Below are 22841 nucleotides of genomic sequence, written 5' to 3'. Positions count from 1 at the left end.
TCATCGAAAACTACGCGCCAAATTCATGAACGAGCCGCTGTTCTCCGTCGAAAACCTCTCAGTTGCTTACCAAGCCGGACAGAATGCCGTTGTCGAGAATGTTTCGTTTGTCTTGCAACCTGGAGAACGGTTAGGACTCGTCGGTGAATCTGGGTGTGGCAAATCCACCCTGGGACGCGCAGCAATGCGGCTCTTGTCCGATTCTGCACAGATTCAAGGACAGGTCAAATTTCAAGGCAAATCTGTATTAGACATGTCTCCCGCTGAACTTCGACACTTTCGGGGAGAAGCAGTTGCGCTGATTTTCCAAGATCCGATGACCCGGCTCGATCCTTTGATGACGATCGGCGATCATTGTCTCGAAACCTTAAAAGCACACGAGCCGCATCTTTCAACTAAAGCAGCTAAAGAGAGAGCGATCGAGACGCTAAAAGCGGTGAGCATTCCTGAAAATCGCTGGTCACAGTATCCTCATGAATTTAGCGGCGGTATGCGGCAACGAGTTGCGATCGCTCTTGCCTTACTGCTGAATCCCAAATTGATTGTGGCAGACGAGCCAACCACAAGCTTAGATGTCACCGTTTCAGCCCAAATTCTTAAAGAACTGACTCGCTTATGCAGTGAGCGAAACATGGCGCTGATTCTGATTTCACATGACTTAGCAATGGTGGCAGAATACTGCGATCGCATTGCAGTCATGTATGACGGTGAAATTGTTGAAACTGGTTCAACTGAATCGGTTTTTCGGAATCCGCAGCATGAGTATACGCAGACACTCCTGCATTCTGCTTTGCATTTGCAGAAAGATGCAGAGACGATTGTGAGTGCTGATTGCTCAAGTGTTGCACCGATTTTGCAATTATCTGATCTCAAACAGCACTATACGATCGAATCAAATTTCATCTCAAAGTTATTTGATAAAGAAGATCGGACGATTCGAGCTGTCGATGGCATTAATCTTGAACTCTATCCGGGTGAGACTTTGGGCTTAGTCGGGGAATCAGGCTGTGGGAAAAGTACGTTATCCAGAACCATCCTACAATTGCTCCGTCCAACGAGCGGCAAAGTAGAATTCTCAGGTCAAAATCTCACGCAACTGAATCGTGATCAGCTTCAACACCAGCGCCGTCAAATTCAGATGATCTTTCAAGATCCACATGCTTGTCTCAATCCGCGCATGACGATCGGCGAAAGCATTGCTGATCCGCTCCTAATTCACAAGATTGCAACTCCTGAAGCAGCAAAGCAGGAAGTCGAATATGTTCTAGAGCGAGTCGGGTTAACGCCAGTTGAATCTTTTTACAATCGCTATCCTGGAGAGCTTTCCGGCGGACAGCAGCAACGCGTTGCGATCGCACGCGCTCTGATCACGCGTCCCAAATTAGTCATCTGCGATGAGCCTGTCAGTATGCTCGATGCGACCGTTCAAACTCAAGTCCTGCAATTAATGCAAGATTTGAAAGAAGAATTCGATCTGACTTATCTCTTCATCACTCATGATTTGTGGGTTGCCCGCTATTTCTGCGATCGCATTGCGGTGATGCATGGCGGTAAAATCGTCGAACTGGGTGAGACTCAAGCCCTGTTCAAATCGCCTCAACACCCCTATACTCAATCACTTCTCGGCGCAGCACCCCTATTGAACAAAATGACGGGTTAATCTGCCAATAATCTACCAATTCAGGGAATCGAAGCTAGAATGCTTTGCAGTGCGTGACTTTTTCTATGACCAAAACGGACTCAAAAAAGACCTTACCGAAACCGGATACTTTAGAACAGAGTGTTGGAAGTTGGCTGGTTCGCAGTCTGATTTTATTAGCGATCGTCATCTTCATCGGGCACATGCAGGGGAAACAACCTTCACTACGCTGGTTTGACAGTGCAGAACGCGGATCGGATGCGCCTTTAGTGATGCAGGGAGGCGATCCCTACATTCGTGCTTTGATGCGAACAATTTCTGCGAGCGAGTCGAATGTCCGCAATCCCTACAGTGTTCTCTACGGGGGCGATCGCATTCAGGATTTGAGTACCCATCCTGATCGCTGTATCACGATCGTCAATGGTCCAAATATGGGCAATTGCACAACCGCCGCAGGTCGCTATCAATTTATCACAACCACCTGGCAAGCCCAAGCAAAACGGTATCATCCGGCTCCTGGAGGTTTCTTATTCTGGCAAGATTATAGTTTTGAGCCGCAGTACCAAGATGAAGTGGTGTATCGGTGGCTCAGCGACTCCAGTGCATGGGGAGCCGACATTCGCCAATTATTGAAGCGAGGTCAAGTCAATACTGTTCTCAAAATGCTATCAGGAACGTGGACAAGCCTGGGCTATGGAATTGAAGACAATTCGATGAGTGACGCGTTGCCAAAGATCTATCAGAAAGTTCTGCAACAAGAATTGCAATCTCGGTAAGTTACTTGGCTTGCAGAATTCTATTAAACTGAATTGCAAGTTCAGCGCGATCGCAAAGCTGAGATTACAGGCTACCAATCAAGTCAGTCAATTGACTGCCCCTGTTGAATGAGCGGTTCAGAGAGATGAGCGATCGCGTGACTGATTCGACGAACTTGCAAACCGTAATGAGTGACATCCTCCATCATTCTGCTGAAAATTAAGTATTACTTTGGCTAATGTCTTACATAAACTAATGTTAAGACGCTCTAGAGTCGGTACAGAGAATTCGGTAAACTACTAGACACTATTTAGATTTTCTTAATAACTCGCTACTCGCTTGTTAGGCGCAATGTTAACTCTTGCCTAACTGTTTAGGAGGCGAGTGAGTTGATGGTGTTACCCATTTTTTCTTTCAATTCCTTGATTGTTTGGAGAACTCTATGAGCCTTGTTCCAGGTACTGCTGTCAGATTGCCCGATGGACGCGAAGGTGTGGTGATTCCGGCTTCGATTTGGTTTCGCGATCGCGTCTTAGTGAAAGTCAAGGGCGGCAGAAAATCTTGGTTCAAAGCGAGTGATTGTATCCCAACATCCTCTGTTGCATGAGGAGCACGGGTCTCGGAATTGATTCAGGAGGATGCAGGTAGTAGAGGACTTGAAGCGCCAAAGTTGTCGCAATTTAAAACTGTTAAAATTTAGGCAACGACTACAGAAAGTTTTAGATTCTGTCGCTTCGGTCGTTCTCCTTTCGCTTCACAGGCTGGATCCTAGGTATGTCACTACACCGAACCGTTCTTGTAATTGCTGCCTCGAGTGATGATGTAATCAAGTATCGACAGCAGTTACAGCACGATAGGAGGGTGACATATGAAATTCTCTCAAAGCAATACAATGCTCTAGAGTTGCCTCTGCCGCAATCGCAGAAAATTGACAGCATTCTCTTAGAGCTTCATTCCCGTTCCAGCAGCAATACGTTGCTACTGGAGCTAAAGCATCAGATGGGCAATAGTTGCCCGCCAATTGTGGTGGTTGATGACGAAGATATAGAAAGTGCAGTCCAGGCTTTTAGGAATGGCGCAGCGGACTATTTAGTCAGAGATCGATTCACCTCTGAGGATTTGTGTCGGGCGCTGGAAAGTGCGATCGCAAACGCCGAACTCCGTCGGGAGTGTCAACAGCGTCAGCACCAGACTATCGAGGCACTGCAACAGCTTAACCAGGAGTTGACCGATCGGGTCGTTGAACTGCAAACCCTGCTGGATATTTTGCCAGTCGGAGTCGCGATCGCAACGGATTCCGCCTGTACGCACATGCACAGCAACGCCTACCTGCGGCAGTTACTCGGGGTTACCTCTGACGACAATATCTCGAAGAGTGCGTCCGCTGCCAATCAGCCCCCTTATCAAACCTTCCGCCATGGAGTAGAAATCGCTGCTGAAGATCTGCCGATGCAGATTGCGGGTCGCTCTGGTAAACAGGTGAACGATGTGGAATTTGATATTCTGCTGCCGGATGGGACCCTGCGCCAACTGCTGTGCTACGCAACGCCCCTGCAGAGCGACCAAAACCAAATTCGAGGCGTAATCGGCGCTTTTCTGGATATCACCGAGCGTCATCGAGATGCACTTGCCCTCAAAGCGAGTCAGCAGCGCTACCGCGAACTTGCCGAAGCGATGCCCCAAATGATCTGGACTGCCGATGCCAATGGCGTTGTGACCTACCGCAATCAGCGCTGGTACGAATACACTGGCATGAGTGATGCAGAGTCGATCGGAGTCGCTAGAGCCGATGCTGTCCACCCCGATGAACGAGATCAGGCTTTGAAGGTGTGGCGAACTGCGATCGCAACAGGAGAGCCTTTTGAAATAGAGTGCCGCTTTCGTCGTTGGGATGGTGAGTATCAGTGGTTTATTTGCCGAGCCGTACCCACCCGAGACGGTGAAGGTCAAATCACAGGCTGGATTGGCACGATTACCAATATTGATGACCAGAAGCAGCTAGAAGCCAGATTATTAGATGAAATTGCGAACCGTCAGCGGATGGATATCGCCCTGCAGCAAAGCCAGAAACGCCTTGAACTGGCCATGGTAGCTGCTCAGTTGGGCAGCTGGGATTGGGATATTCAGACTGGCACAATTCATTGGTCTACCAGTCTAGAGGGCTTACTTGGCATGGCTCCCGGCAGCTTTGATGGGCAGTATGAAACATTCAGAACCATGATTCATCCTGACGATCTGACCCGGGTTGACCAAGCCATTCATCGCGCGATTTATGATCGGCAAGACTACAACATTGAGTTTCGCTTCATCAAGCCCGACGGGGCAGTGCGTTGGGCATTGAGCTTAGGGCGGGTCTTCTATGATGCCAATGGTCATCCTGTCGCCATGACTGGGGTCGATATGGATATCTCAGAGCGTAGGCAGGTAGAAGCCGATCTGCGCTCCAGTGAAGAACGATTCCGCAACTTAGCAGACCACGCACCCATGAAGATTTGGGTGACGGATGCTACTGGATATTGCACCTATCTCAACCAGCGCTGGTACAAGTTCACCGGGCAAACCGAAGCAACAGGGTTGGGATTCGGTTGGCTGGAGGCTGTGCACCCCGATGATCGCGAATTTTCTAAAGTTATCTTCCTGAATGCCTTAGAGCAGCAAATGGCTTTTCAACTGGAATATCGGTTGCGCCGGCATGATGGTGAATATTGTTGGGCGATCGATGCCGCTAGCCCCTGGATTGGGCAGAATGGGGAGTTCAAAGGCTATATCGGCTCTGTGGTCAATATTCATGATCGCAAACAGGCAGAACTGGCGTTGCAAGAAGCCCATATTCAGCTAGAAGCCGCTCTGGTGGCGGGGGCGATCTACACCTGGCGCTGGAATATCGTTGAGGATGTGTTTGCTGCCGATCGCAATTTTGCTCATCTGTTCGGCGTTGATCCTGAGGAAGCGGTCACAGGTGTTTCCCTAGAGGCTCTTCTAAACGGCATTCATCCCGACGATCGCGATCGCATTGTTGCCCGCATTGAACATGCTATCGCAACTGGCGAAACCTACACCGAAGAGTACCGTGTCCTGAATGCTGACGGAGAGGAACGATGTGTGATTGCTCGGGGACAGGTTGAATATGATGCGAATGGAAAGGCGATCGCTTTTCCGGGTGCCCTCGTCGATATTACCAAACGCAGAAAAACTGAGGAGGCGTTGCAGCGCTCTGAGGAGCGCTATCGTACTCTGTTTGAATCAATGGACGAAGGCTTTTGCGTCATTGAAATGATCTTTGATCAGAACGATCAGCCCGTCGATTACATCTTTTTAGAAACGAATCCGGCGTTTGAGAGACAGTGCGGGCTTTATGACGTCCAGGGCAAGCGGATGCGCGAGCTGATTCCGCACCATGAGGATCATTGGTTTGAAATCTATGGCAGTGTTGCCCAAACCGGAACCCCTGTCCGATTTGAGAATTCGGCTGAAGCGTTGCAGCGGTGGTACGACCTTTATGCCTATCGCGTTGGGCTTCCTCATGAGCGGAAAGTGGCTGTTCTCTTCAAAGACATCACTGAGCGCAAACTTGCCGAAGAAGCCCTGCGCCAGAGTGAAGACCGCTTCCGCATCGCCATTGAGTCAGCCCAACTCGGCACTTGGGACTTGAATCCGAAGACGGGCGTTATGAAATGGGACGATCGGTGCAAAGCTGTATTTGGCATGTCGCCCACAGCCAACATCGACTATGACATCTTCCTAGCGGGATTGCATCCAGACGATCGCGATCGCACTCATCAAGTCGTGCTGCAATCGTTCAATCCTGAGAGCGGTGGTGAGTATGACATTGAATATCGCACCGTGGGTCTTGAAGACGGAATTGAGCGATGGGTCGCTGCGAAGGGAAAAGCCTTTTTTAACCCAGTCGGAGAGGTGATTCGCTTTATTGGAACGGTGCGTGACATTACCGAGAAGAAACAGGCGGAGACCGAACGCGACCAGCTCCTTCAGCGCGAACAGGCTGCCAGAGCAGAAGCCGAACGGGCTAATCGGATCAAAGATGAATTTCTAGCTGTACTCTCTCATGAATTGCGATCGCCCCTGAACCCCATTTTGGGGTGGACTAAACTCCTGCAATTGGGCAGGTTAGACACTGCTAAAACTGCTGAAGCCCTCGCAACCATTGAGCGCAACGCCAAGTTGCAGACGCAACTCATTGATGACCTGCTGGATGTCGCTAAAATTTTGCGTGGCAAGCTGAGCCTAAATATGGCTGCTGCCAATCTATCTTTCGCCGTTGAAGCAGCGATCGGCACCGTCAGTGCGGCCGCTGCTGCTAAATCTATTTCGCTACGGGCTGTCCTACCCAACGTTGGACAAGTCTTTGGAGATATTGCCCGGCTTCAGCAGATTGTCTGGAACCTGTTGTCCAACGCGATCAAATTCACGCCCCAAGGTGGGCGCGTAGATGTTCAGCTTCAACAGGTGGGCACTGAAGTTCATATCACCGTTAAAGATACCGGCAAAGGCATCAGCTCAGACTTTCTGCCTTACCTATTTGAATCTTTCCAACAGGAAGACGCTTCGATCACACGCAAATATGGCGGTCTTGGACTCGGATTGGCAATTGTTCGTCAATTGGTCGAGGCTCACGGCGGTACTATCACGGCGCACAGCCTCGGGGAAGGACTAGGCGCGACGTTCACTGTCCAACTGCCTCTCCTCAACGTTACACCGGAGATTCAGCCGCTAGATGAATCTCCACAACAGGAACTTGACCTGACAGGAATTCGCGTGCTGGCGATCGATGACGAACCAGATGCCCGTGAGTTGTTAACAGCACTACTGACCCAATACGGTGCAGATGTTTTAACCGTTGCTTCTGCGGCAGAGGTGCTGTTAAATTTAGAAGTCTTTCAACCGACTGTGCTCGTGAGCGATATTGCGATGCCCGAAGTTGATGGCTATACGTTGATTCAAACGATCCGTGCGTTACCTCCCACGCAAGGGGGGCAGATTCCTGCGATCGCCCTGACTGCTTATGCGAGAGAGGACGATCACAAACGGGCAATCAGCAGCGGGTTTCAACGCCACATCACAAAGCCCCTTGACCCAGAACGATTAGTTCAAGCAGTAGTCACCCTCGCCCAGAATCAACTCAATGCCTGTTTGTAAGGTGGTTCACATCGGGCATCTCGAACTAGACCGGGAGCGTTTGAAATTGACTTCCAGGCATCGGATGAAGTACAACGCCAGGTTGAAACTGTCTTCACAAGAATCGAATGATTTGTCCGGACGATCTGCCCCGATTGGGAAGAGTGAATTGGTAGATGCACCCTGATTATTTGCCCTGGTTTCTGACCAGGGTTTTTTATTGCCATTTTTTGAAAATCTTCCGGATTGAATCTCCTCAGTCAGAAGAGTGAATTGGTAGATGCACCCTGATTATTTGCCCTGGTTTCTGACCAGGGTTTTTTATTTTTAAAAATCAATCTGAGGATTTCTGGTTCTTCTTCTCGATCGATACTTCTCCAAAAATCCTAAAATCCCCACCGCCAACTGTTCTGGATACTCTTCATGCAATCCAAGTGATCCCGGCATTCGATAAACTTGCACGCCTGAAAAATGTGCTAAGACTTCCACTTCTTGACGAGATTTTGCAGGCATGTTTTCCCCAATCACCATCATCACAGGTACAGGCAAGGGCTGAAACCAGCTAAACCAATCCTCACGCGACTTGGCGCGATCGAGTCCTCCCGTGACAAATGCGGCTGAGGCAAATCTCGATCGCTTCGCCCGTGTCGTCTTCCACTTTTGCTCAATCAGTTCCGGCGTAATGTTCTGCGGATCTGCAAACACATGCCGCTGATACATCATTCTTAGAAATCCACGAGTCGTATTCAGAAAATACAAAAACTGTCCAATCAACGGCAGCCCAACCAATTTTTGCAAAATCCGATATACCCAACGATGTTCCCCCATCGCAGTTGGCAATGGACCTCGCCAGGTTGGGCATACCAACACCACCCATTCCCAAGGCGGCTGCCGCTGTGCTAACTCCATCACATACCCTGCTGAATGACCTGCGGCAATGACAACCACTGGATCAGGAAACATTGCCTGCACAAAATTTCGCAAACATGCCTCATATAAAGCAGGCGTATAAGCAACTGCCGGACGCGACGACTCCCCGAATCCAATCCAGTCGATCGTATAAACCTGATAATTTCCCGCCAACTGTCTCGCTAAGCCGCGCATCTCCGCCCGACTCGACACCGAACTTAATGCCGGAAGCAACAAAATGGGCTGCCCTTCCCCCACCACCTCATATGCCAACGTTAGCGCCTTCCCTTTCCAACTCCAGCGATGCTCTCGCAGTTCAGGACACTCGATCGTATCTGTTGGGGGATATTCGCTCATGCAAAACTGCCTCAGCCGCTAACTCAGTCCTCTATTGTCCAACAAAAAAGGCAGCCTACATCAAATTTTGTAGACTACCCGAATCGAATAGGAGTAATTGAGTGAAACTTTCTGCGATCGTGGCAACAGTTATCGCTAAACTCGTTGAGAATTTGCTTTCTACTGTGTCTCATCAATCATGAGAGAAGTGCAACCAACTTAGAAACCTAAGCATTTTGCCTTCGTAAATTGTCAGATCGCTCGTAACCTCTAATCTTTCTAACAGTCGTCTGATCACTGATTCTGGGAGATTCTACGGCTTTCGTCTAGTCTTCACTACATTTGAGGATTCGTCTTAGTTTGTACGGAGAATTTCATGGCTTTTCTGACCAGATGTCTGACCAGATGGCGAAAATTTCGCGTCTTAATCTCGTATTGATCCAGATAAATCGTCGAGCATTAGGACTGAGTTTAATGAATTTTCTGATAATCTCCGATTTGACCTCCGAAATTTAGCGATCAGCACTACGGATTAGAAAAAACTAATGCAGTACATCTACGAGGCAGACATTGCGATCGCTGCCGCCAAACAAGCAACGATTCTGTGCAAACACGTGCAGCACTCGATCCAGTTGACAAGTTTAGAAAAGCTCGATCAGTCTCCTGTCACGATCGCGGATTTTGGATCGCAGGCGATCATTTGCCGATTACTCGCTGAACATTTTCCGCAGGATGCGATCGTGGCAGAAGAATCCTCTGCCCTTCTGCGTCAATCTCCGACCCAATTCAGTGCCGTTCAGGAGCTCATGCCTGATGCAACTCCGGATCAAATCTTGGACTGGATCGATTTGGGACAGGGCAAAGTCGAAGAACGATTTTGGACACTTGATCCGATCGATGGAACGAAAGGTTTTTTGAGAAATCAGCAGTATGCGATTGCGATCGCCTTGATTGAATCCGGCGAAGTCAAAGTCGGTGTCCTGTCCTGTCCTGCGTTTGAAGAGGGCTGCCTATTTGTGGCAATTCGGGGTCAAGGTACGCGCCGAATTTCACTCGAAACTGGCGCATCTCGCACGCTCTCAGCTTTAGATACGCCAAATTTCCGTCTTGCTGAAAGTGTAGAAACCAGCCACGGTGACCCAGAGTTACAGCGCAGGATTGCTCGATCGATTGGATTCACAACTCCATCGCTTCAGATGGATAGTCAGGCAAAATATGGTGCGATCGCATCCGGTCACGCCGGACTCTACATGAGACTACCTTGGAAAGAAAAGCCGAACTATCGAGAGAACATTTGGGATCATGCAGCGGGTGCCATCATTGTCGAAGAAGCGGGGGGACGGGTCACCGACATGGATGGCAACCCCCTCAATTTTTCGGTCTCCGCCCAACTGATTGAGAATCGTGGCATCATTGCGAGTTCAGGTGAAATTCATGCAGCAGTGCTGGCATCAATAGCGCAGCAGATGTCCCAAACGACCCCGGACAACCAGCAGGGTGAATAGAGAGATCGTGGCACTCATCACCAAATTTGTTTTTCTCAAGTCTGTGCCCCGCAGGAGTACCTCCATCATGATGGCAGGCAAAACAATCCCGGCACTCGCTAGCATCAAATACAGCTTTGGCTCATGTTTCAGAACATTCGTAATCATCGCCAGTAAAATTCCGAGCGGGATGAAAAATGTGCTGTAGAAGATAAACATCGATGCCAGTGAGAAATCCCACGTGGCAATCTGGACGGTTTGCTCCAATACAAGGAACAGTCCGGCCGTCGCAACGAACCAGAGCACGGACAAAACCATCAACATTCTAGGTGAGAGCCAGTGACGAATCTGTTTTGCGATCGCACGCGATCCGTTGGGGAACATGTGCTGCCAAGCCAGATAAATCGCTGCTCCAATTGCGCCACCCGCTGTATTTGTACAAATATCAATCCAACTCGATGCCCGCCACGGTAGAAAAACTTGCAGCGTTTCTACCAGAAGAGACAGCGCTGTACTCAAGATCACAACGAGTAAAAATGTTGCTTTTGGTCTGAATCTTCGCTGACGCAATTCGTAAGCTAAATCAATTCCAAATGGCATAAATAGAAAAACATTGCCGACAATATCGCTGAAGCCACTTGCATGCTGAAAAAAACTGCGCATTGCGCTTCTGAATGTCACTCCTTCTGCTGTGAAATTAAACGGCAATAGCGTTACCAGCAAAACGAGTAAAACACTACTTAGCGTAATAAAAATCGAACGATGGGAAGAAGAATTGCTCATAGTCTCAAAGCGATCGTGCGTGACTGTTGATAGAATTTGGAGATTTTTCTAATCGGCAAACCGAGCGCTCTCACTCTCTTCATGCTCGGCAGACAGTATTCCGTTCAGGATCAAATCAATCTTGTCCATCTACTGTAGCGAAACTTTTTGAGACTGCAATGTCAGTGCGGACATAGCATAGGGTTTACATGATCTCAATCACAAGAATGAGTGAATTTTCTACTGAATTGTCAGTAATCTACATGGATTCAAATTTGAGGCACCCTTGCACGATTGCCCAATTTCACTCCCTATTCAATCACCCAAATGGAATTTTTTGCACCTCTATTTTGTTTAAGTAAAGATGACCAAGTTTGGATAAAGATTACGTAGAAATACTGGAAAATTATGCAGAGATGGTAGAGACTTGACTCAGCCAACCTTCAGACGATAATTACAACGTCAACCAGGGGCAACGTCTGCTTGAGTCCATGAGTTCTGATCGAGGTCAAGCTCCATGGACTGTGATTTTAGCGTCCTGATGCCGTGAGGTGCAGAAAGTTTATGAGTAGTTCGAGTTGTCGGTTTTGTGGTTCACCACTGCATCATACGTTCGTTGATTTGGGAATGTCACCACTGTGCCAAACCCATATCACTCCTGAGCAATTAAACGAGATGGAGCCGTTTTACCCACTCCATACTTATGTTTGTGAGAATTGCTTTCTAGTGCAATTGCAGGAGTTCGTGAGTCCCCAAGACATCTTTACTGAGTACGCTTATTTTTCGTCCTATGTTGATGCGCTGCTCAAGAATGCTAGCGATTATAGCGATCTAATGGTTGAGCGCTTCGGCTTCAATGCTCAGAGTAAAGTGGTTGAGATTGCCAGCAATGATGGATATCTGTTGCAGTATTTCCACAAAAAAGGCATTCCCGTATTAGGCGTTGAACCTGCAGTCAACGTCTCGCAAGTTGCAAAAGACAAAGGCATTCCCGTAGTCAACAAGTTCTTCGGTGTGCAGACTGCAACCGAACTTGCTGCCGACGGCAAAGCTGATTTGCTTCTAGGTAACAATGTCTTGGCACATGTTCCCGACATTAATGATTTCGTCGGTGGCATGAAGATTATGCTGAAGCCAGACGGCGTCATCACAATGGAGTTTCCGCATCTGATGCGGCTGATGGAAGAGAATCAATTTGACACGATTTACCACGAGCATTTCTCGTATCTGTCCTTCATGGCGGTAAATCGCATTTTTGCATTCCACGGGCTGACATTGTTTGATGTGCAAGAAATCCCAATTCACGGTGGATCGCTGCGGATTTACGCGCGCCACACCGACGACGAATCGAAGCCGATTAGCGATCGTGTGACTGAACTGTTAGAACGTGAGAAAACCGCTGGATTCGACAAACTCGAAACCTATTCTCATTTCACAGAACAAGTCAAAGAAACCAAGCGCAAATTACTGGAATTCTTGATCACTGCCAAGCAGAAAGGGAAGACCATTGCAGGATATGGTGCGCCTGGAAAAGGAAACACCTTGCTCAACTACTGTGGTATCCGGACTGATTTTCTGGACTACACGGTCGATCGCAATCCTTATAAGCAAGGTAAGTACACGCCTGGAACCCATATCCCCATCTACTCTCCGGACAAGATCCGAGAAACAAAACCCGATTATCTGTTGATTCTTCCCTGGAACGTCAAAGACGAAGTGATGGAGCAAGTCTCTTACATTCGTGAATGGGGCGGTCAGTTCGTGGTTCCTATTCCTGAAGTCAAAATTTACGCCTAGCACTTTTGGGTGTGAGTTTTGATGCGAGTTCTGCCAGTCTTGTGTTCTTGATGAGCTTTGAGTTCTACCGTTGTTCAAATCGATTTATGAGTGGAAGTAGTGTAGGCGCGAGCCTCAACGAAGAGAAACTAATGACTAACCCAACCCAAACCCGACTCCGTACGAAAGACATCATCGCTCAAGACCTTGACTATATCTGTGGCAACCTCACTGAAGAGTTTGGCACGATGGCAGGCAAGAATCTACTCATTACCGGTGGTGCAGGCTTCTTAGGTTACTATTTTGTCCAAGCCGTTTTACATTGGAACCAGAAACAAGAATCAGCCCAGCAAATTCGCCTCACAGTCTACGATAACTATTCACGAGGCGTTCCGACTTGGCTAACGGATCTCAAAGATGATCCAACTTTGACCTTACTCAAGCATGATATGACTCAACCGTTGCCCGCAGATATGGGCGACTTCCAGTACATCATTCATGCAGCTTCGATTGCGTCTCCCACGTTCTACCGCCGAGATCCAATCGGCACCATGGATGCCAACGTCAACGGACTTCGCAATCTGCTGGAATACTTCAAAAATCAGAAAGATCAAGGTAAAGAAGTTGGCGGATTTCTATTCTTCTCGAGCAGTGAGATTTACGGCGATCCGACTCCAGAGAACATCCCAACTCCTGAAGACTACCGGGGGAATGTTTCCTGTACGGGACCTCGTGCCTGCTATGACGAAGCGAAGCGCTATGGCGAAACGCTGTGTGTGAACTTTGCTCAACAGTACGGATTACCGATTAAATCTGCCCGTCCGTTCAACAACTACGGACCTGGCTTGAAAATTACCGATCGACGTTTACTTCCCGACTTTGCACGCGATGTCTTCAGTGGTCGAGATATCACGATGCTTTCGGATGGTTCACCAAAGCGTACCTTTTGTTATTCGGCGGATTCGATCACGGGTTACTACAAAGTTCTCGTCAAAGGTCACGCAGGCGAAGCTTACAATATCGGAATCGAAACCCCTGAAATCTCAGTTCTAGAACTCGCTGAAAGAGTCGTTGCGCTCTCGAAAGAACTGTTTGGATACGAAGGTCAAGTGATTCGCAAAGTGAGCGAAGACAAGGACTATCTGGTTGACAATCCGGTTCGCCGTTGTCCTGTCATTGAGAAAGCAAGAACTCATCTCGGCTACAATCCAACGATCGGAATTGAAGAAGGACTACGTCGATCGCTGATTTGGTACGAAGGCAATCAAGAAGCGGAGGATGCATAATGCAAGTTTCAATTATTGGAACAGGTTATGTTGGCTTAGTTTCAGGCGTTTGCTTTGCAGAGAAAGGACATCAAGTATTCTGTGTTGATGTCGATCAATCAAAAGTAGACCAGATCAATCAGGGCGTTTCTCCCTTCTATGAGCCTGGATTGAATGAACTATTAGAGCGCAACATTCACACTCGGCTCAAAGCCACGACTGATTTCCGCCAAGCGATTCTCGACACAGATCTTTCACTCATTGCTGTGGGAACTCCATTTGACGGTAAAGAGGTCGATCTGACTTACGTGAAGCAAGTCGCTCAGCAGATTGGAGAAGCACTCAAGGATAAATCGACTTATCACTTAGTCGTTGTCAAAAGTACTGTTGTGCCTGGAACAACTGATCAAGTGGTTCTCCCGATTCTCGAAGCCGCTTCAGGTAAGAAAGCTGGTGTTGACTTTGGTGTGGGAATGAACCCGGAATTTCTCACCGAAGGTGAAGCGATCGACGATTTTATGTACCCGGATCGGATTGTGCTCGGCGGGATTGATGAACAAAGCATCGATATGCTAGACGCACTCTATACGGGGTTTGAGAATGTCGATCGCTTAAGAACGAACAACTCCACCGCAGAGATGATCAAATACACGTCAAACTCATTGTTGGCGCTGTTGATCTCTTTCTCGAATGAAGTTGGTAATCTGTGTTCTGCAATTGGCAACACCGACATTGTGGAAGTCATGAAAGGCGTCCATAACAGTCGTTACTTGACAACCGTGCTGCCCAATGGCGAGCGTGTTGTTCCGCCCATTACTAGCTTCCTCGCCGCAGGCTGCGGATTTGGTGGAAGCTGTCTCCCCAAAGATGTGAAAGCTTTGATCGCTCATGGTGAGAAGTATCAAAGTCCGATGCCCTTGTTAGATGCAGTCATTCAAGTCAATCAATCTCAACCGCAGCAAGTCATTGCCCGATTGAACAAGCATTTTCCGTCACTCGATGGCGTGAAGATTGCAATTCTTGGTCTGTCATTTAGACCGAATACGAATGACATGCGCGAAACGCCTGCAATTCCCTTGATCAAAGCACTCAAAGCACAGAATGCATCCCTCAAAGCTTATGATCCGGTTGCAAATTCAGAAGCAGCAAAGTTGATCCGCCCAGAAGAGGCTGAACTTTGCAATAGCTTGAAAGAAGTCCTTGAGAATGTTGATGCGATCGTGCTTGTGACTCGTTGGGATGAGTTCAAAGCCGTTCCCGAACTGATTGCTCAATTTGATCCACAGCCCGTCTTTGTGGATGGTCGCCGAATGTTGGATAAGAATTCGATCCAACGATACGAAGGCATTGGACTTTAAGCAAGACAGCAATCCTTGATCAAGATAATCGCTCGATCAAGGATTGACCCTGGTTACAATTGAAGTAAGGAACCCTTATGCACACCGTTTATTTCGATTCCCCGGTGAGTGACGAAGTTAGACGCGATCGCCTTTACAATGGTCAGCTATTTCTTTACTCTCCTCGCCCTAGCATGTTGGCGCTCTGTGAACATGCGCGTCAAATGATTGCAGCGGCATTCGCTCCACTCGATCCGACTCAAGCACAACATCAGTTAAGCGTCGAAGAATTTGTCGCGATCGCTGCGTCACTTAAGCCTAGTTTTATCCATCATCCCAAGTCAAAGCAGCTCATTCAGAAGATTCTGGAAGAGTATGGCTATGACTTAGAGAAAACATATTTTGATGTACCTCGCTTAAAAATCATTACGAGTCACGCCTATCTCACAGCAGGAGTCGGATATCCTTTTCATCCTCACAGAGATACCTGGTACTGTGCGCCTCCAAGCCAAGTCAATTGGTGGCTACCAGTCTATGAATTTGAGTCAGAAAGCTCAATGGCATTCCATCCAAAATACTGGAACCAGGCTGTGAAAAATAGCTCTAGTGGATTTAACTACTACGAGTACAACAATACAGGTCGTAAGAATGCTGCTCAGCATGTGAAGAAAGACACTCGTTTTCAGCCTCGTGCCGAAGAATTTGTAGATATCGATCCACAAGTTCGTCTAGTTTGCGAAGTCGGTGGAGTTCTATTGTTCTCTGGCGCACAGATGCATTCAACTGTGCCAAATACTTCTGGACACACCCGTTTTAGTATCGATTTCAGAACCGTTCATCTCGATGATCTCATTGCCAAGCAAGGCGCACCAAATATCGATAATGCTTCTACTGGAACTGCGCTCAGAGACTTTATGCGAGCGACAGATCTCGCTCAGCTGCCTGAAGAAGTTGTTGCCTTATACGAAGATACTCCGCCGCCTGAAGGCGAGTTAGTGTTTCAACCGCCTGTTGCTCTCGCTGCCTATTAGAGCCAATGAATATTACTGACCTCAAAACAGTGCTTGATCCCCAAGCGATCGGTGAAGATCTGCATCGCTTTGCGACTACGTTATATCCCATCTGTCGTAGCATTACGGGCGATGGCTTCCGAGAAACGTTGCGTCAAATCGAGCAATTTATTCCGCTCAAGCGTTATGAAGTGCCCACTGGAACACAAGTGTTTGATTGGACAGTCCCGCGTGAATGGAATATCCGAGATGCTTACGTCAAAAACTCTAAAGGGGAGCGCGTCATTGACTTTAAACAGCACAATCTGCATGTTGTGAACTACAGTGTTCCAGTTCATGAAACGATGTCGCTGGAAGCCTTAAAACCGCATCTATTTAGCTTGCCTGAGCATCCAGATTGGATTCCGTATCGTACGTCTTACTACAAAGATACCTGGGGGTTCTGCTTAACTCATCAGCAGTTGCTCGACCTACCAGAGGATCAGTATGAGGTTTGTATTGACTCAACTTTAGACGCTGGAAACTTAACCTATGGGGAGTACTACTTACCTGGAGAAGTCGAAGATGAAGTCTTAGTCTCTTGTCATGCTTGCCATCCATCTTTAGCAAATGACAATCTTTCAGGAATTGCGATCGCGGTGTATCTTGCTAAAGCCTTGAGTGAGGTTGATCGCCGCTATTCCTACCGCTTCATCTTCATTCCAGCCACGATTGGGTCAATTACTTGGTTGAGTCAAAACGAAGATCAAGTCCATCGCATTAAGCATGGTTTAGTCCTGAGTTGTCTAGGCGATCCAGGCAAGTCAACCTACAAGAAAAGTCGGCAGGGGAATGCAGAAGTCGATCGAGCTGTCACCCATGTTCTGAGCCATTCGGAGCAGGATCACAACATTATCGATTTCTTGCCCTATGGCTATGATGAGCGGCAGTTTTGCTCACCCGGGTTTAATTTGCCTGTGGGTTGCTTTATGCGATCGCCCAATAGTAAGTTCCCGGAGTACCATACCTCGGCAGACAACTTGGACTTTATCCAGTCTGAATGCCTCGCAGACTCCTTTGTGAAATGCTTAGGAGTGCTGTCAGTCTTAGAGCACAATAAGATTTATGTAAACCAGAATCCGAAGTGTGAACCTCAACTTGGTAAACGGGGACTCTATCGATCGATAGGAGGTTCCTCTGGAACTGGATTGAATGAGCTTGCATTACTGTGGACATTGAATTTGTCAGATGGACAACATTCATTGCTTGACATTGCAGAGCGATCAGGATTTAAGTTTGACGTGATTAAGCAAGTCGCAGATGCGTTGATCGAGACTCATCTGTTGAAGGAATCGGCTAACTGAGAAAATTCATTAAGAGGGATATCTGCATGAAAGTTGTTTTGTTTTGTGGCGGTCTAGGCACTCGGTTGAGAGACTATTCGGAAAAAGTTCCCAAACCGATGGTCAACATCGGGTATCGTCCTATCTTGTGGCATTTGATGAAATACTATGCTCACTATGGACACAAAGATTTCATTCTCTGTCTGGGATACAAAGCAGACTATATCAAAGAGTACTTTTTGAACTACAACGAATGCCTCTCCAATGACTTCGTGCTATCCGCAGGCGGCAAGCAAGTTCAAATGATTGGGAGTGACATTCACGACTGGCGGATCACCTTTGTTGATACTGGGTTGTCTTCTAACATCGGACAGCGCCTAAAAGCAGTTGAAAAGTATCTCGAAGGCGAAGAGATGTTCTTAGCCAACTACAGCGATGGACTTAGCAACCTGCCGCTTGATGACTTCATCGATCACTTCATGCGACATGACAAAGTTGCAAGTTTCCTCTCTGTGAAGCCGACTCAGACGTTCCACGTTGTCTCTACTCAAGAAGATGGATTAGTCAAGAGCATTGAACATGTGAACAATGCGGATCTACGCATCAATGGTGGATTTTTTGCGCTCAAGACCGAAATCTTTAAATACATGCAGCCTGGTGAGGAACTAGTGATTGAACCATTCCAGCGCTTGATTGAGAAAGAGCAATTGGTTGCTTACAACTATGATGGCTTCTGGACTTGTATGGATACATTCAGAGACAAGCAAAATTTGGATGATATGTATTCTCAAGGGAATCCTCCCTGGGAAGTTTGGAAGACCCGCAAAACGCTCTAAGTTGCAAATCTGAGAAGGTGAAAATGCTGAAGTTGATGTTCGATCGAGGAAAAGACGCTGAATATCGGATTCTGTGTCTGGGCGCACACTGCGATGATATTGAAATCGGATGCGGTGGCACGATTTTGAAACTAATCGAAGAGTATCCGAACGCAATCTTTTACTGGGTTGTGTTTAGCTCTAGCGAAGTGCGATCGAAAGAAGCGTTCGAGAGCGCAGATCGATTTTTAGCAGGTGCGAAAGTTGAGAACATTGTTGTCAAAAACTTCCGCAACAGTTTCTTTCCATTCGTGGGTACTGAAATCAAGGAGTACTTTAACGAACTCAGCCAAGCATTTTCACCCGATCTGATCCTGACGCACTACAAGCATGATGCTCACCAAGATCACCGCGTGATTTCCGATCTCACTTGGAATAGCTATCGGAATCATTTCGTTCTGGAATATGAAATTCCCAAGTATGACGGGGATATTGGGAATCCAAATTTCTACGTTCCCGTTAGCGAAGAAATTTGCAATCGCAAGATTCAAACGCTGATGGAAGTGTTTGAAACACAGAAAAAACGTCAGTGGTTCACTGAAGATATGTTCCAAGCCATCATGCGGCTCCGAGGAATTGAATCGAATGCGCCCAGTAAGTTTGCGGAGGCATTTTACAGTCGCAAGTTAGTGTTTTGATCACATTTTCACGAACCTCTGAAATAAAACAGAAAGCCTGATGGTCATTGATTATCGGCTTTCTGCGCTCGTATTCATCAAACTGAAAAAAGCAAGATGACTCAATTTGATAACTATCAAGATGTAGTTGTTCACTGATTCGCTTAATTTGCTTGCAAAATCGGTGTCAGTTTGACGTGATATTCTGCCTCAAACTCCCCTTTTTTGAAATCCAAACTCCACAATTCTAGCGAACAAGGATCATCGGCTTGAGTCGGGGTGATAAGCAACTGAAAACTGCGTTGAACTGCATCAAAACGACATTCAATCGATTGAATGGCTCCGATTTGACGGCGATCGAGGGCAACTGCTAAACGCAACAATGAATGCAATTGTTCAACGACTCGCCGATGGTGTTTGCTCGTTAAATTTCGGTAGGTTTCATGACGTTTCTTAGGTGCATTCTTACGATGATAGCGAGCAAGATTTGCGATCGTTTCAATCTCCATTTCCGTAAACCCTAACAATTCGGCATGTCGGATCAGATAGTAAGAATGCTTGTGATGCGAAGAATGTCCAACATGGTGCCCGCAGTTGTGTAGAATCGCAGCCGCCCAAAGTAAAATTCGCTCTTCCTCGCCCCAAGTATGCAGTTTGCCCTGAGTTTGATCAAATAAACTTAGGGCAAATTCTGCAACTCGTTGGCTGTGCGCTAGATTCACCTGATACTTCTGTGCTGTTTTGAAGACACTTCGTTCGCGAACCGATTTCTGATAGCGTAGCCGATCTTCAATCAGCCCATGTGCCACCATCCAATCCACAATCACGCCTTCTCGCAGCGATCGCTCACAGATGACGATCGATTCCGCCTTCAATTGCATCATCACTTCCAGCAGAATCATCGCTCCAGGCAAAATAATTTCTGCTCGCCGCTCATTTAATCCAGGAATGACTAAACGCTCTGAAAGACTCATTTTCCGTAACCGATTCACCCAGTCGCGCAAATCTTTCACGGACATTTCGCAGCCATTCAACGGAGTTGGAACTGTGCCAAATTTCTCGCGTGCATTGAGTGCGACTAAAGTTTCGATCGTGCCTGACGTTCCAACCATACGCAGACGTTCTCCAGGTTTGACATGGGCTTGGAGATCCTCAATCGATCGTTCCAACATGCCCCGAATATAAGCCTGTAGCGCATAAAATTCAGTTGAACTAATTGGATCGGTTTTGATATGTTCAGCCGTCAGTCGAACCGCGCCCACCTTGGTACTACTAAGGGTGCGAGGCTCATGCCCATCTCCCAAAATTAGCTCAGTTGAACCGCCCCCAATATCTACAATCACATGCGGCTGATTATCAAAGCTCATCCCCGACAGCACACCGAGATAAATCCGCCTCGCCTCTTCCGCTCCTGAAATTAAATTGACCCAAAGTCCAAGCTCATTCTCAATTCGTTGCAGAAATGCTTGTCCATTCGGGGCTTCGCGGACAGCACTTGTCGCGACCGCAATCACATGTTCGGCGTTCACACTTTTGGCGACATCCTGACATCGTCGGAGGGCTGCCATTGCGCGATCCATTGCCTCTTCTGACAATTCCCCCGTTTTCTTACAAAAATCTCCCAATCGCACGGTCGCTTTCTCTCGTCCAACAATCGTAAACGCAGGTAAATGAGGTTGAATGCGGGCAATCACCATATGAATCGAATTCGTTCCGACATCGATTGCGGCGAGGATGCGGTCTTGATCAGGAGGAATGATGGGAAGCGTCACCGGATTATTCTGGGGTTTCGGGATGGAGTTAACCATGAGACTAGACGTACTGCGATCGAATAAAGGGCTATTAGAGGCAAGAGCGAGAACACCAAACGTCTGACGTGAACAAAAGCGATCGAACTACTTCTAAACTAAGGTTTTACCTCAAATCTTGAGCAATTCAGCGGATCTTTACACAAAAACCGCGCTAAGTTCTTTTATAGACCTGCGATTGACCAATTTTCTATGTGGACTCAGCCGAATCAATCTCCAGAACCGACTTGGCGCGTGATTGCGCGACTTCTACGCTGGCACAAGCCTGAAGGACGACTCATTTTAATGATTCCGGCTCTGTGGGCTGTGGTCTTGGCTGCACAAGGCAAACCACCGGCATTATTAGTCGGCATTATTATTCTAGGAACTTTAGCGACCAGTGCAGCAGGTTGCGTTGCAAATGATCTCTGGGATCGCAATATTGATCCGCATGTCGAACGGACTCGCGATCGTCCTTTGGCTTCAAGAGCACTTTCTGTCAAGGTTGGAATTGGCGTTGGGCTAATTTCACTCTTGTGTGCTGCCGGATTAACAGTTTTTCTAAATCCACTCACATTCTGGCTGTGTGTTGCCGCAGTCCCGGTCATTTTGCTGTATCCAGCCGCGAAGCGAGTTTTTCCAGTCCCGCAGTTAGTGTTATCGATCGCGTGGGGGTTTGCAGTTCTGATTAGTTGGAGTGCGGTCAGTTGCCGTGATACATCAAATTTAGTGTGTCTGACTCAACCGATGTGGTTGCTCTGGGGCGCAACAATTCTCTGGACGTTGGGATTTGACACAGTGTATGCCATGTCCGATCGCGAAGACGACAAACGAATTGGTGTGAAATCAAGCGCCTTATTCTTCGGTCGATACGCGCCTTACGCAATCGCTGCCTTCTACGTCGGAACCGCATTAATTCTTGCGAAACTCGGTGTAGTAATGGGATTAAATGTCTGGTACTGGAGCGCATTAGGGTGCAGCGCGATCACCTGGGCATGGCAATCTTATCAACTCACCCAACCGACAATCCCCCATTCGTTTTACGCTTTCAGTTTCAAGCAGAACGTTTGGATCGGCTTTATTCTCTTAGGCGGCATGATAGCTGGAATCTAGACATCAATCCATTCAACTCGAACGAAGTGAGCCGGACGACCCCAACTGTCCTGCACGCTCGAAACTTCTCGAACCCTCAAGTTAAAGGGTACTGCGGTTGTAATGTACTGCTGGGCGATGCGTCCTAACTCTGGGGTCAGTTGTGCAGCAGTCGTTGCAGCCACTCCGAATCCTAACAATTGCTCGATCGGAGTGCGAGGCAACACCAAATGGAACCCAAACGCGATCGCAGCCGTTAACAACATCCCGACTGAAAGATTCGTTCCACAACGTGGATGCACTGCGAGATTCCATTCTCCATGCGTAATTCGGGACAACGCTTGATTTACAGCCCGTCTGACATCAACTGTGTTCGCCTGTCCGTAGAGATAAAATCCCTGCTCGGTTGATAATCCGCCTAAACCGCTATTGTCTTCCCAATCAGTTTGCGGTGAGCTACGCCGATCGGGTAATCCACTCAAAATCCAAACAGTGGCATGCTCTAGGGCATGAACTTGGCGCACCGTCAGCATTTCTTTCAATCCTGGAAGAAATCCAATTTTCCTAAGCAACTCAGTGTCTTGAGCCACTTGAGGAGTTGGAAGGAAAAAATTCAAAAACTCATCGAACTCAGAAGCATTTGCAGTCATAACAAAGCAACTTCAGACAATCCTAGAGAAGTTAGTGTCTCAACTCTAGCGTTTGTTTGCTGAAGTTGCAGGGCGGCTGTTGCAAATC

17 protein-coding genes are annotated in these 22841 nt (G+C 47.7%); 13 read left to right on the top strand and 4 right to left on the bottom strand.

Annotated elements, in window-relative coordinates:
- Window positions 1–25 precede the first annotated feature (25 nt).
- The 4 genes from OU814_RS14150 to OU814_RS14135 all read left to right on the top strand — a co-directional run bounded on the left by OU814_RS14150 (window position 26) and on the right by OU814_RS14135 (window position 7552).
- Entirely contained in the window at window positions 26–1660 is a 1635-nt protein-coding gene (locus tag OU814_RS14150; RefSeq protein ID WP_268183709.1) for a dipeptide ABC transporter ATP-binding protein, read from the top strand.
- Between the two features lie 65 nt (window positions 1661–1725).
- Window positions 1726–2415 (top strand): glycoside hydrolase family 24 protein, encoded by a 690-nt coding sequence (locus tag OU814_RS14145; protein WP_268183707.1) that lies wholly within the window; start codon window positions 1726–1728, stop codon window positions 2413–2415.
- A 422-nt stretch (window positions 2416–2837) separates the two neighbouring features.
- The gene (locus OU814_RS14140; protein ID WP_017286615.1) at window positions 2838–3002 is read left to right on the top strand and encodes a hypothetical protein; all 165 of its coding nucleotides are present in this window, start codon (window positions 2838–2840) and stop codon (window positions 3000–3002) included.
- Between the two features lie 167 nt (window positions 3003–3169).
- The gene (locus tag OU814_RS14135; protein WP_268183703.1) at window positions 3170–7552 is read left to right on the top strand and encodes a PAS domain S-box protein; all 4383 of its coding nucleotides are present in this window, start codon (window positions 3170–3172) and stop codon (window positions 7550–7552) included.
- A 306-nt stretch (window positions 7553–7858) separates the two neighbouring features.
- Here the strand turns inward: OU814_RS14135 and OU814_RS14130 are convergent, their stop codons facing one another.
- Complete coding sequence (locus OU814_RS14130; RefSeq protein ID WP_268183701.1) at window positions 7859–8797, bottom strand: alpha/beta fold hydrolase; 939 nt, start codon at window positions 8795–8797, stop codon at window positions 7859–7861.
- 524 nt (window positions 8798–9321) lie between these two features.
- On the opposite strand from OU814_RS14130, the gene OU814_RS14125 reads away from it, so the two are divergent.
- Window positions 9322–10281 carry an inositol monophosphatase family protein gene (locus OU814_RS14125; RefSeq protein ID WP_268183699.1) on the top strand — a complete coding sequence of 320 codons (960 nt, stop codon included), beginning with the start codon at window positions 9322–9324 and terminating at the stop codon, window positions 10279–10281.
- Here the strand turns inward: OU814_RS14125 and OU814_RS14120 are convergent.
- Window positions 10228–11043, bottom strand: a complete 816-nt coding sequence (locus OU814_RS14120; RefSeq protein WP_268183697.1) for a VanZ family protein — start codon at window positions 11041–11043, stop codon at window positions 10228–10230. The genes OU814_RS14125 and OU814_RS14120 overlap by 54 nt on opposite strands.
- 543 nt (window positions 11044–11586) lie before the next feature.
- Here OU814_RS14120 and OU814_RS14115 point away from each other — a divergent pair.
- From OU814_RS14115 to OU814_RS14085, 7 genes are all read left to right on the top strand, one after another.
- Complete coding sequence (locus OU814_RS14115; RefSeq protein ID WP_190653573.1) at window positions 11587–12819, top strand: class I SAM-dependent methyltransferase; 1233 nt, start codon at window positions 11587–11589, stop codon at window positions 12817–12819.
- Window positions 12820–12950: 131 nt separating this feature from the next.
- Window positions 12951–14084: an NAD-dependent epimerase/dehydratase family protein gene (locus OU814_RS14110; RefSeq protein WP_051077844.1), complete on the top strand. Its 1134-nt coding sequence runs from the start codon at window positions 12951–12953 to the stop codon at window positions 14082–14084.
- Window positions 14084–15421: a UDP-glucose dehydrogenase family protein gene (locus OU814_RS14105; RefSeq protein WP_268183694.1), complete on the top strand. Its 1338-nt coding sequence runs from the start codon at window positions 14084–14086 to the stop codon at window positions 15419–15421. The genes OU814_RS14110 and OU814_RS14105 overlap by 1 nt, the downstream gene beginning before the upstream one ends.
- Before the next feature lie 77 nt (window positions 15422–15498).
- Entirely contained in the window at window positions 15499–16431 is a 933-nt protein-coding gene (locus OU814_RS14100) for a phytanoyl-CoA dioxygenase family protein (RefSeq protein ID WP_017286607.1), read from the top strand.
- A 5-nt stretch (window positions 16432–16436) separates the two neighbouring features.
- Window positions 16437–17753 carry a DUF4910 domain-containing protein gene (locus tag OU814_RS14095; protein ID WP_268183691.1) on the top strand — a complete coding sequence of 439 codons (1317 nt, stop codon included), beginning with the start codon at window positions 16437–16439 and terminating at the stop codon, window positions 17751–17753.
- Between the two features lie 26 nt (window positions 17754–17779).
- The gene (locus OU814_RS14090; RefSeq protein ID WP_017286605.1) at window positions 17780–18568 is read left to right on the top strand and encodes a glucose-1-phosphate cytidylyltransferase; all 789 of its coding nucleotides are present in this window, start codon (window positions 17780–17782) and stop codon (window positions 18566–18568) included.
- 23 nt (window positions 18569–18591) lie between these two features.
- Window positions 18592–19245, top strand: a complete 654-nt coding sequence (locus OU814_RS14085; protein ID WP_268183687.1) for a PIG-L deacetylase family protein — start codon at window positions 18592–18594, stop codon at window positions 19243–19245.
- A gap of 143 nt (window positions 19246–19388) precedes the next feature.
- Here the strand turns inward: OU814_RS14085 and OU814_RS14080 are convergent, their stop codons facing one another.
- Window positions 19389–21032, bottom strand: a complete 1644-nt coding sequence (locus OU814_RS14080) for a Ppx/GppA phosphatase family protein (RefSeq protein ID WP_268183684.1) — start codon at window positions 21030–21032, stop codon at window positions 19389–19391.
- 192 nt (window positions 21033–21224) lie between these two features.
- Between OU814_RS14080 and OU814_RS14075 the strand changes: the two genes are divergently transcribed.
- Window positions 21225–22124, top strand: a complete 900-nt coding sequence (locus tag OU814_RS14075) for a 4-hydroxybenzoate solanesyltransferase (RefSeq protein WP_017286602.1) — start codon at window positions 21225–21227, stop codon at window positions 22122–22124.
- On the opposite strand, the gene OU814_RS14070 is transcribed toward OU814_RS14075, so the two are convergent.
- Window positions 22121–22753 (bottom strand): DUF6391 domain-containing protein, encoded by a 633-nt coding sequence (locus OU814_RS14070; RefSeq protein WP_268183681.1) that lies wholly within the window; start codon window positions 22751–22753, stop codon window positions 22121–22123. The two genes, OU814_RS14075 and OU814_RS14070, sit on opposite strands and share 4 nt — an antisense overlap.
- Window positions 22754–22841: the final 88 nt, after the last annotated feature.

It is taken from the genome of Leptolyngbya sp. GGD (assembly GCF_026735145.1).
GTDB classification, from domain to species: domain Bacteria; phylum Cyanobacteriota; class Cyanobacteriia; order Leptolyngbyales; family Leptolyngbyaceae; genus Leptolyngbya; species Leptolyngbya boryana.
The sequence above is the reverse complement of the archived record's forward strand: the minus strand, read 5'-3'. Positions and strand labels throughout refer to the sequence as shown.

Bases quoted from the DNA above. Each gene is read 5' to 3' on its own strand.
- OU814_RS14145 (WP_268183707.1), top strand. From the start codon at position 1,726: ATGACCAAAACGGACTCAAAAAAGACCTTACCGAAACCGGATACTTTA.
- OU814_RS14100 (WP_017286607.1), top strand. From the start codon at position 15,499: ATGCACACCGTTTATTTCGATTCCCCGGTGAGTGACGAAGTTAGACGC.
- OU814_RS14115 (WP_190653573.1), top strand. From the start codon at position 11,587: ATGAGTAGTTCGAGTTGTCGGTTTTGTGGTTCACCACTGCATCATACG.
- OU814_RS14090 (WP_017286605.1), top strand. From the start codon at position 17,780: ATGAAAGTTGTTTTGTTTTGTGGCGGTCTAGGCACTCGGTTGAGAGAC.
- OU814_RS14110 (WP_051077844.1), top strand. From the start codon at position 12,951: ATGACTAACCCAACCCAAACCCGACTCCGTACGAAAGACATCATCGCT.
- OU814_RS14130 (WP_268183701.1), bottom strand. From the start codon at position 8,797: ATGAGCGAATATCCCCCAACAGATACGATCGAGTGTCCTGAACTGCGA.
- OU814_RS14095 (WP_268183691.1), top strand. From the start codon at position 16,437: ATGAATATTACTGACCTCAAAACAGTGCTTGATCCCCAAGCGATCGGT.
- OU814_RS14125 (WP_268183699.1), top strand. From the start codon at position 9,322: ATGCAGTACATCTACGAGGCAGACATTGCGATCGCTGCCGCCAAACAA.
- OU814_RS14135 (WP_268183703.1), top strand. From the start codon at position 3,170: ATGTCACTACACCGAACCGTTCTTGTAATTGCTGCCTCGAGTGATGAT.
- OU814_RS14105 (WP_268183694.1), top strand. From the start codon at position 14,084: ATGCAAGTTTCAATTATTGGAACAGGTTATGTTGGCTTAGTTTCAGGC.
- OU814_RS14070 (WP_268183681.1), bottom strand. From the start codon at position 22,753: ATGACTGCAAATGCTTCTGAGTTCGATGAGTTTTTGAATTTTTTCCTT.
- OU814_RS14120 (WP_268183697.1), bottom strand. From the start codon at position 11,043: ATGAGCAATTCTTCTTCCCATCGTTCGATTTTTATTACGCTAAGTAGT.
- OU814_RS14140 (WP_017286615.1), top strand. From the start codon at position 2,838: ATGAGCCTTGTTCCAGGTACTGCTGTCAGATTGCCCGATGGACGCGAA.
- OU814_RS14075 (WP_017286602.1), top strand. From the start codon at position 21,225: ATGTGGACTCAGCCGAATCAATCTCCAGAACCGACTTGGCGCGTGATT.
- OU814_RS14085 (WP_268183687.1), top strand. From the start codon at position 18,592: ATGCTGAAGTTGATGTTCGATCGAGGAAAAGACGCTGAATATCGGATT.
- OU814_RS14080 (WP_268183684.1), bottom strand. From the start codon at position 21,032: ATGGTTAACTCCATCCCGAAACCCCAGAATAATCCGGTGACGCTTCCC.
- OU814_RS14150 (WP_268183709.1), top strand. From the start codon at position 26: ATGAACGAGCCGCTGTTCTCCGTCGAAAACCTCTCAGTTGCTTACCAA.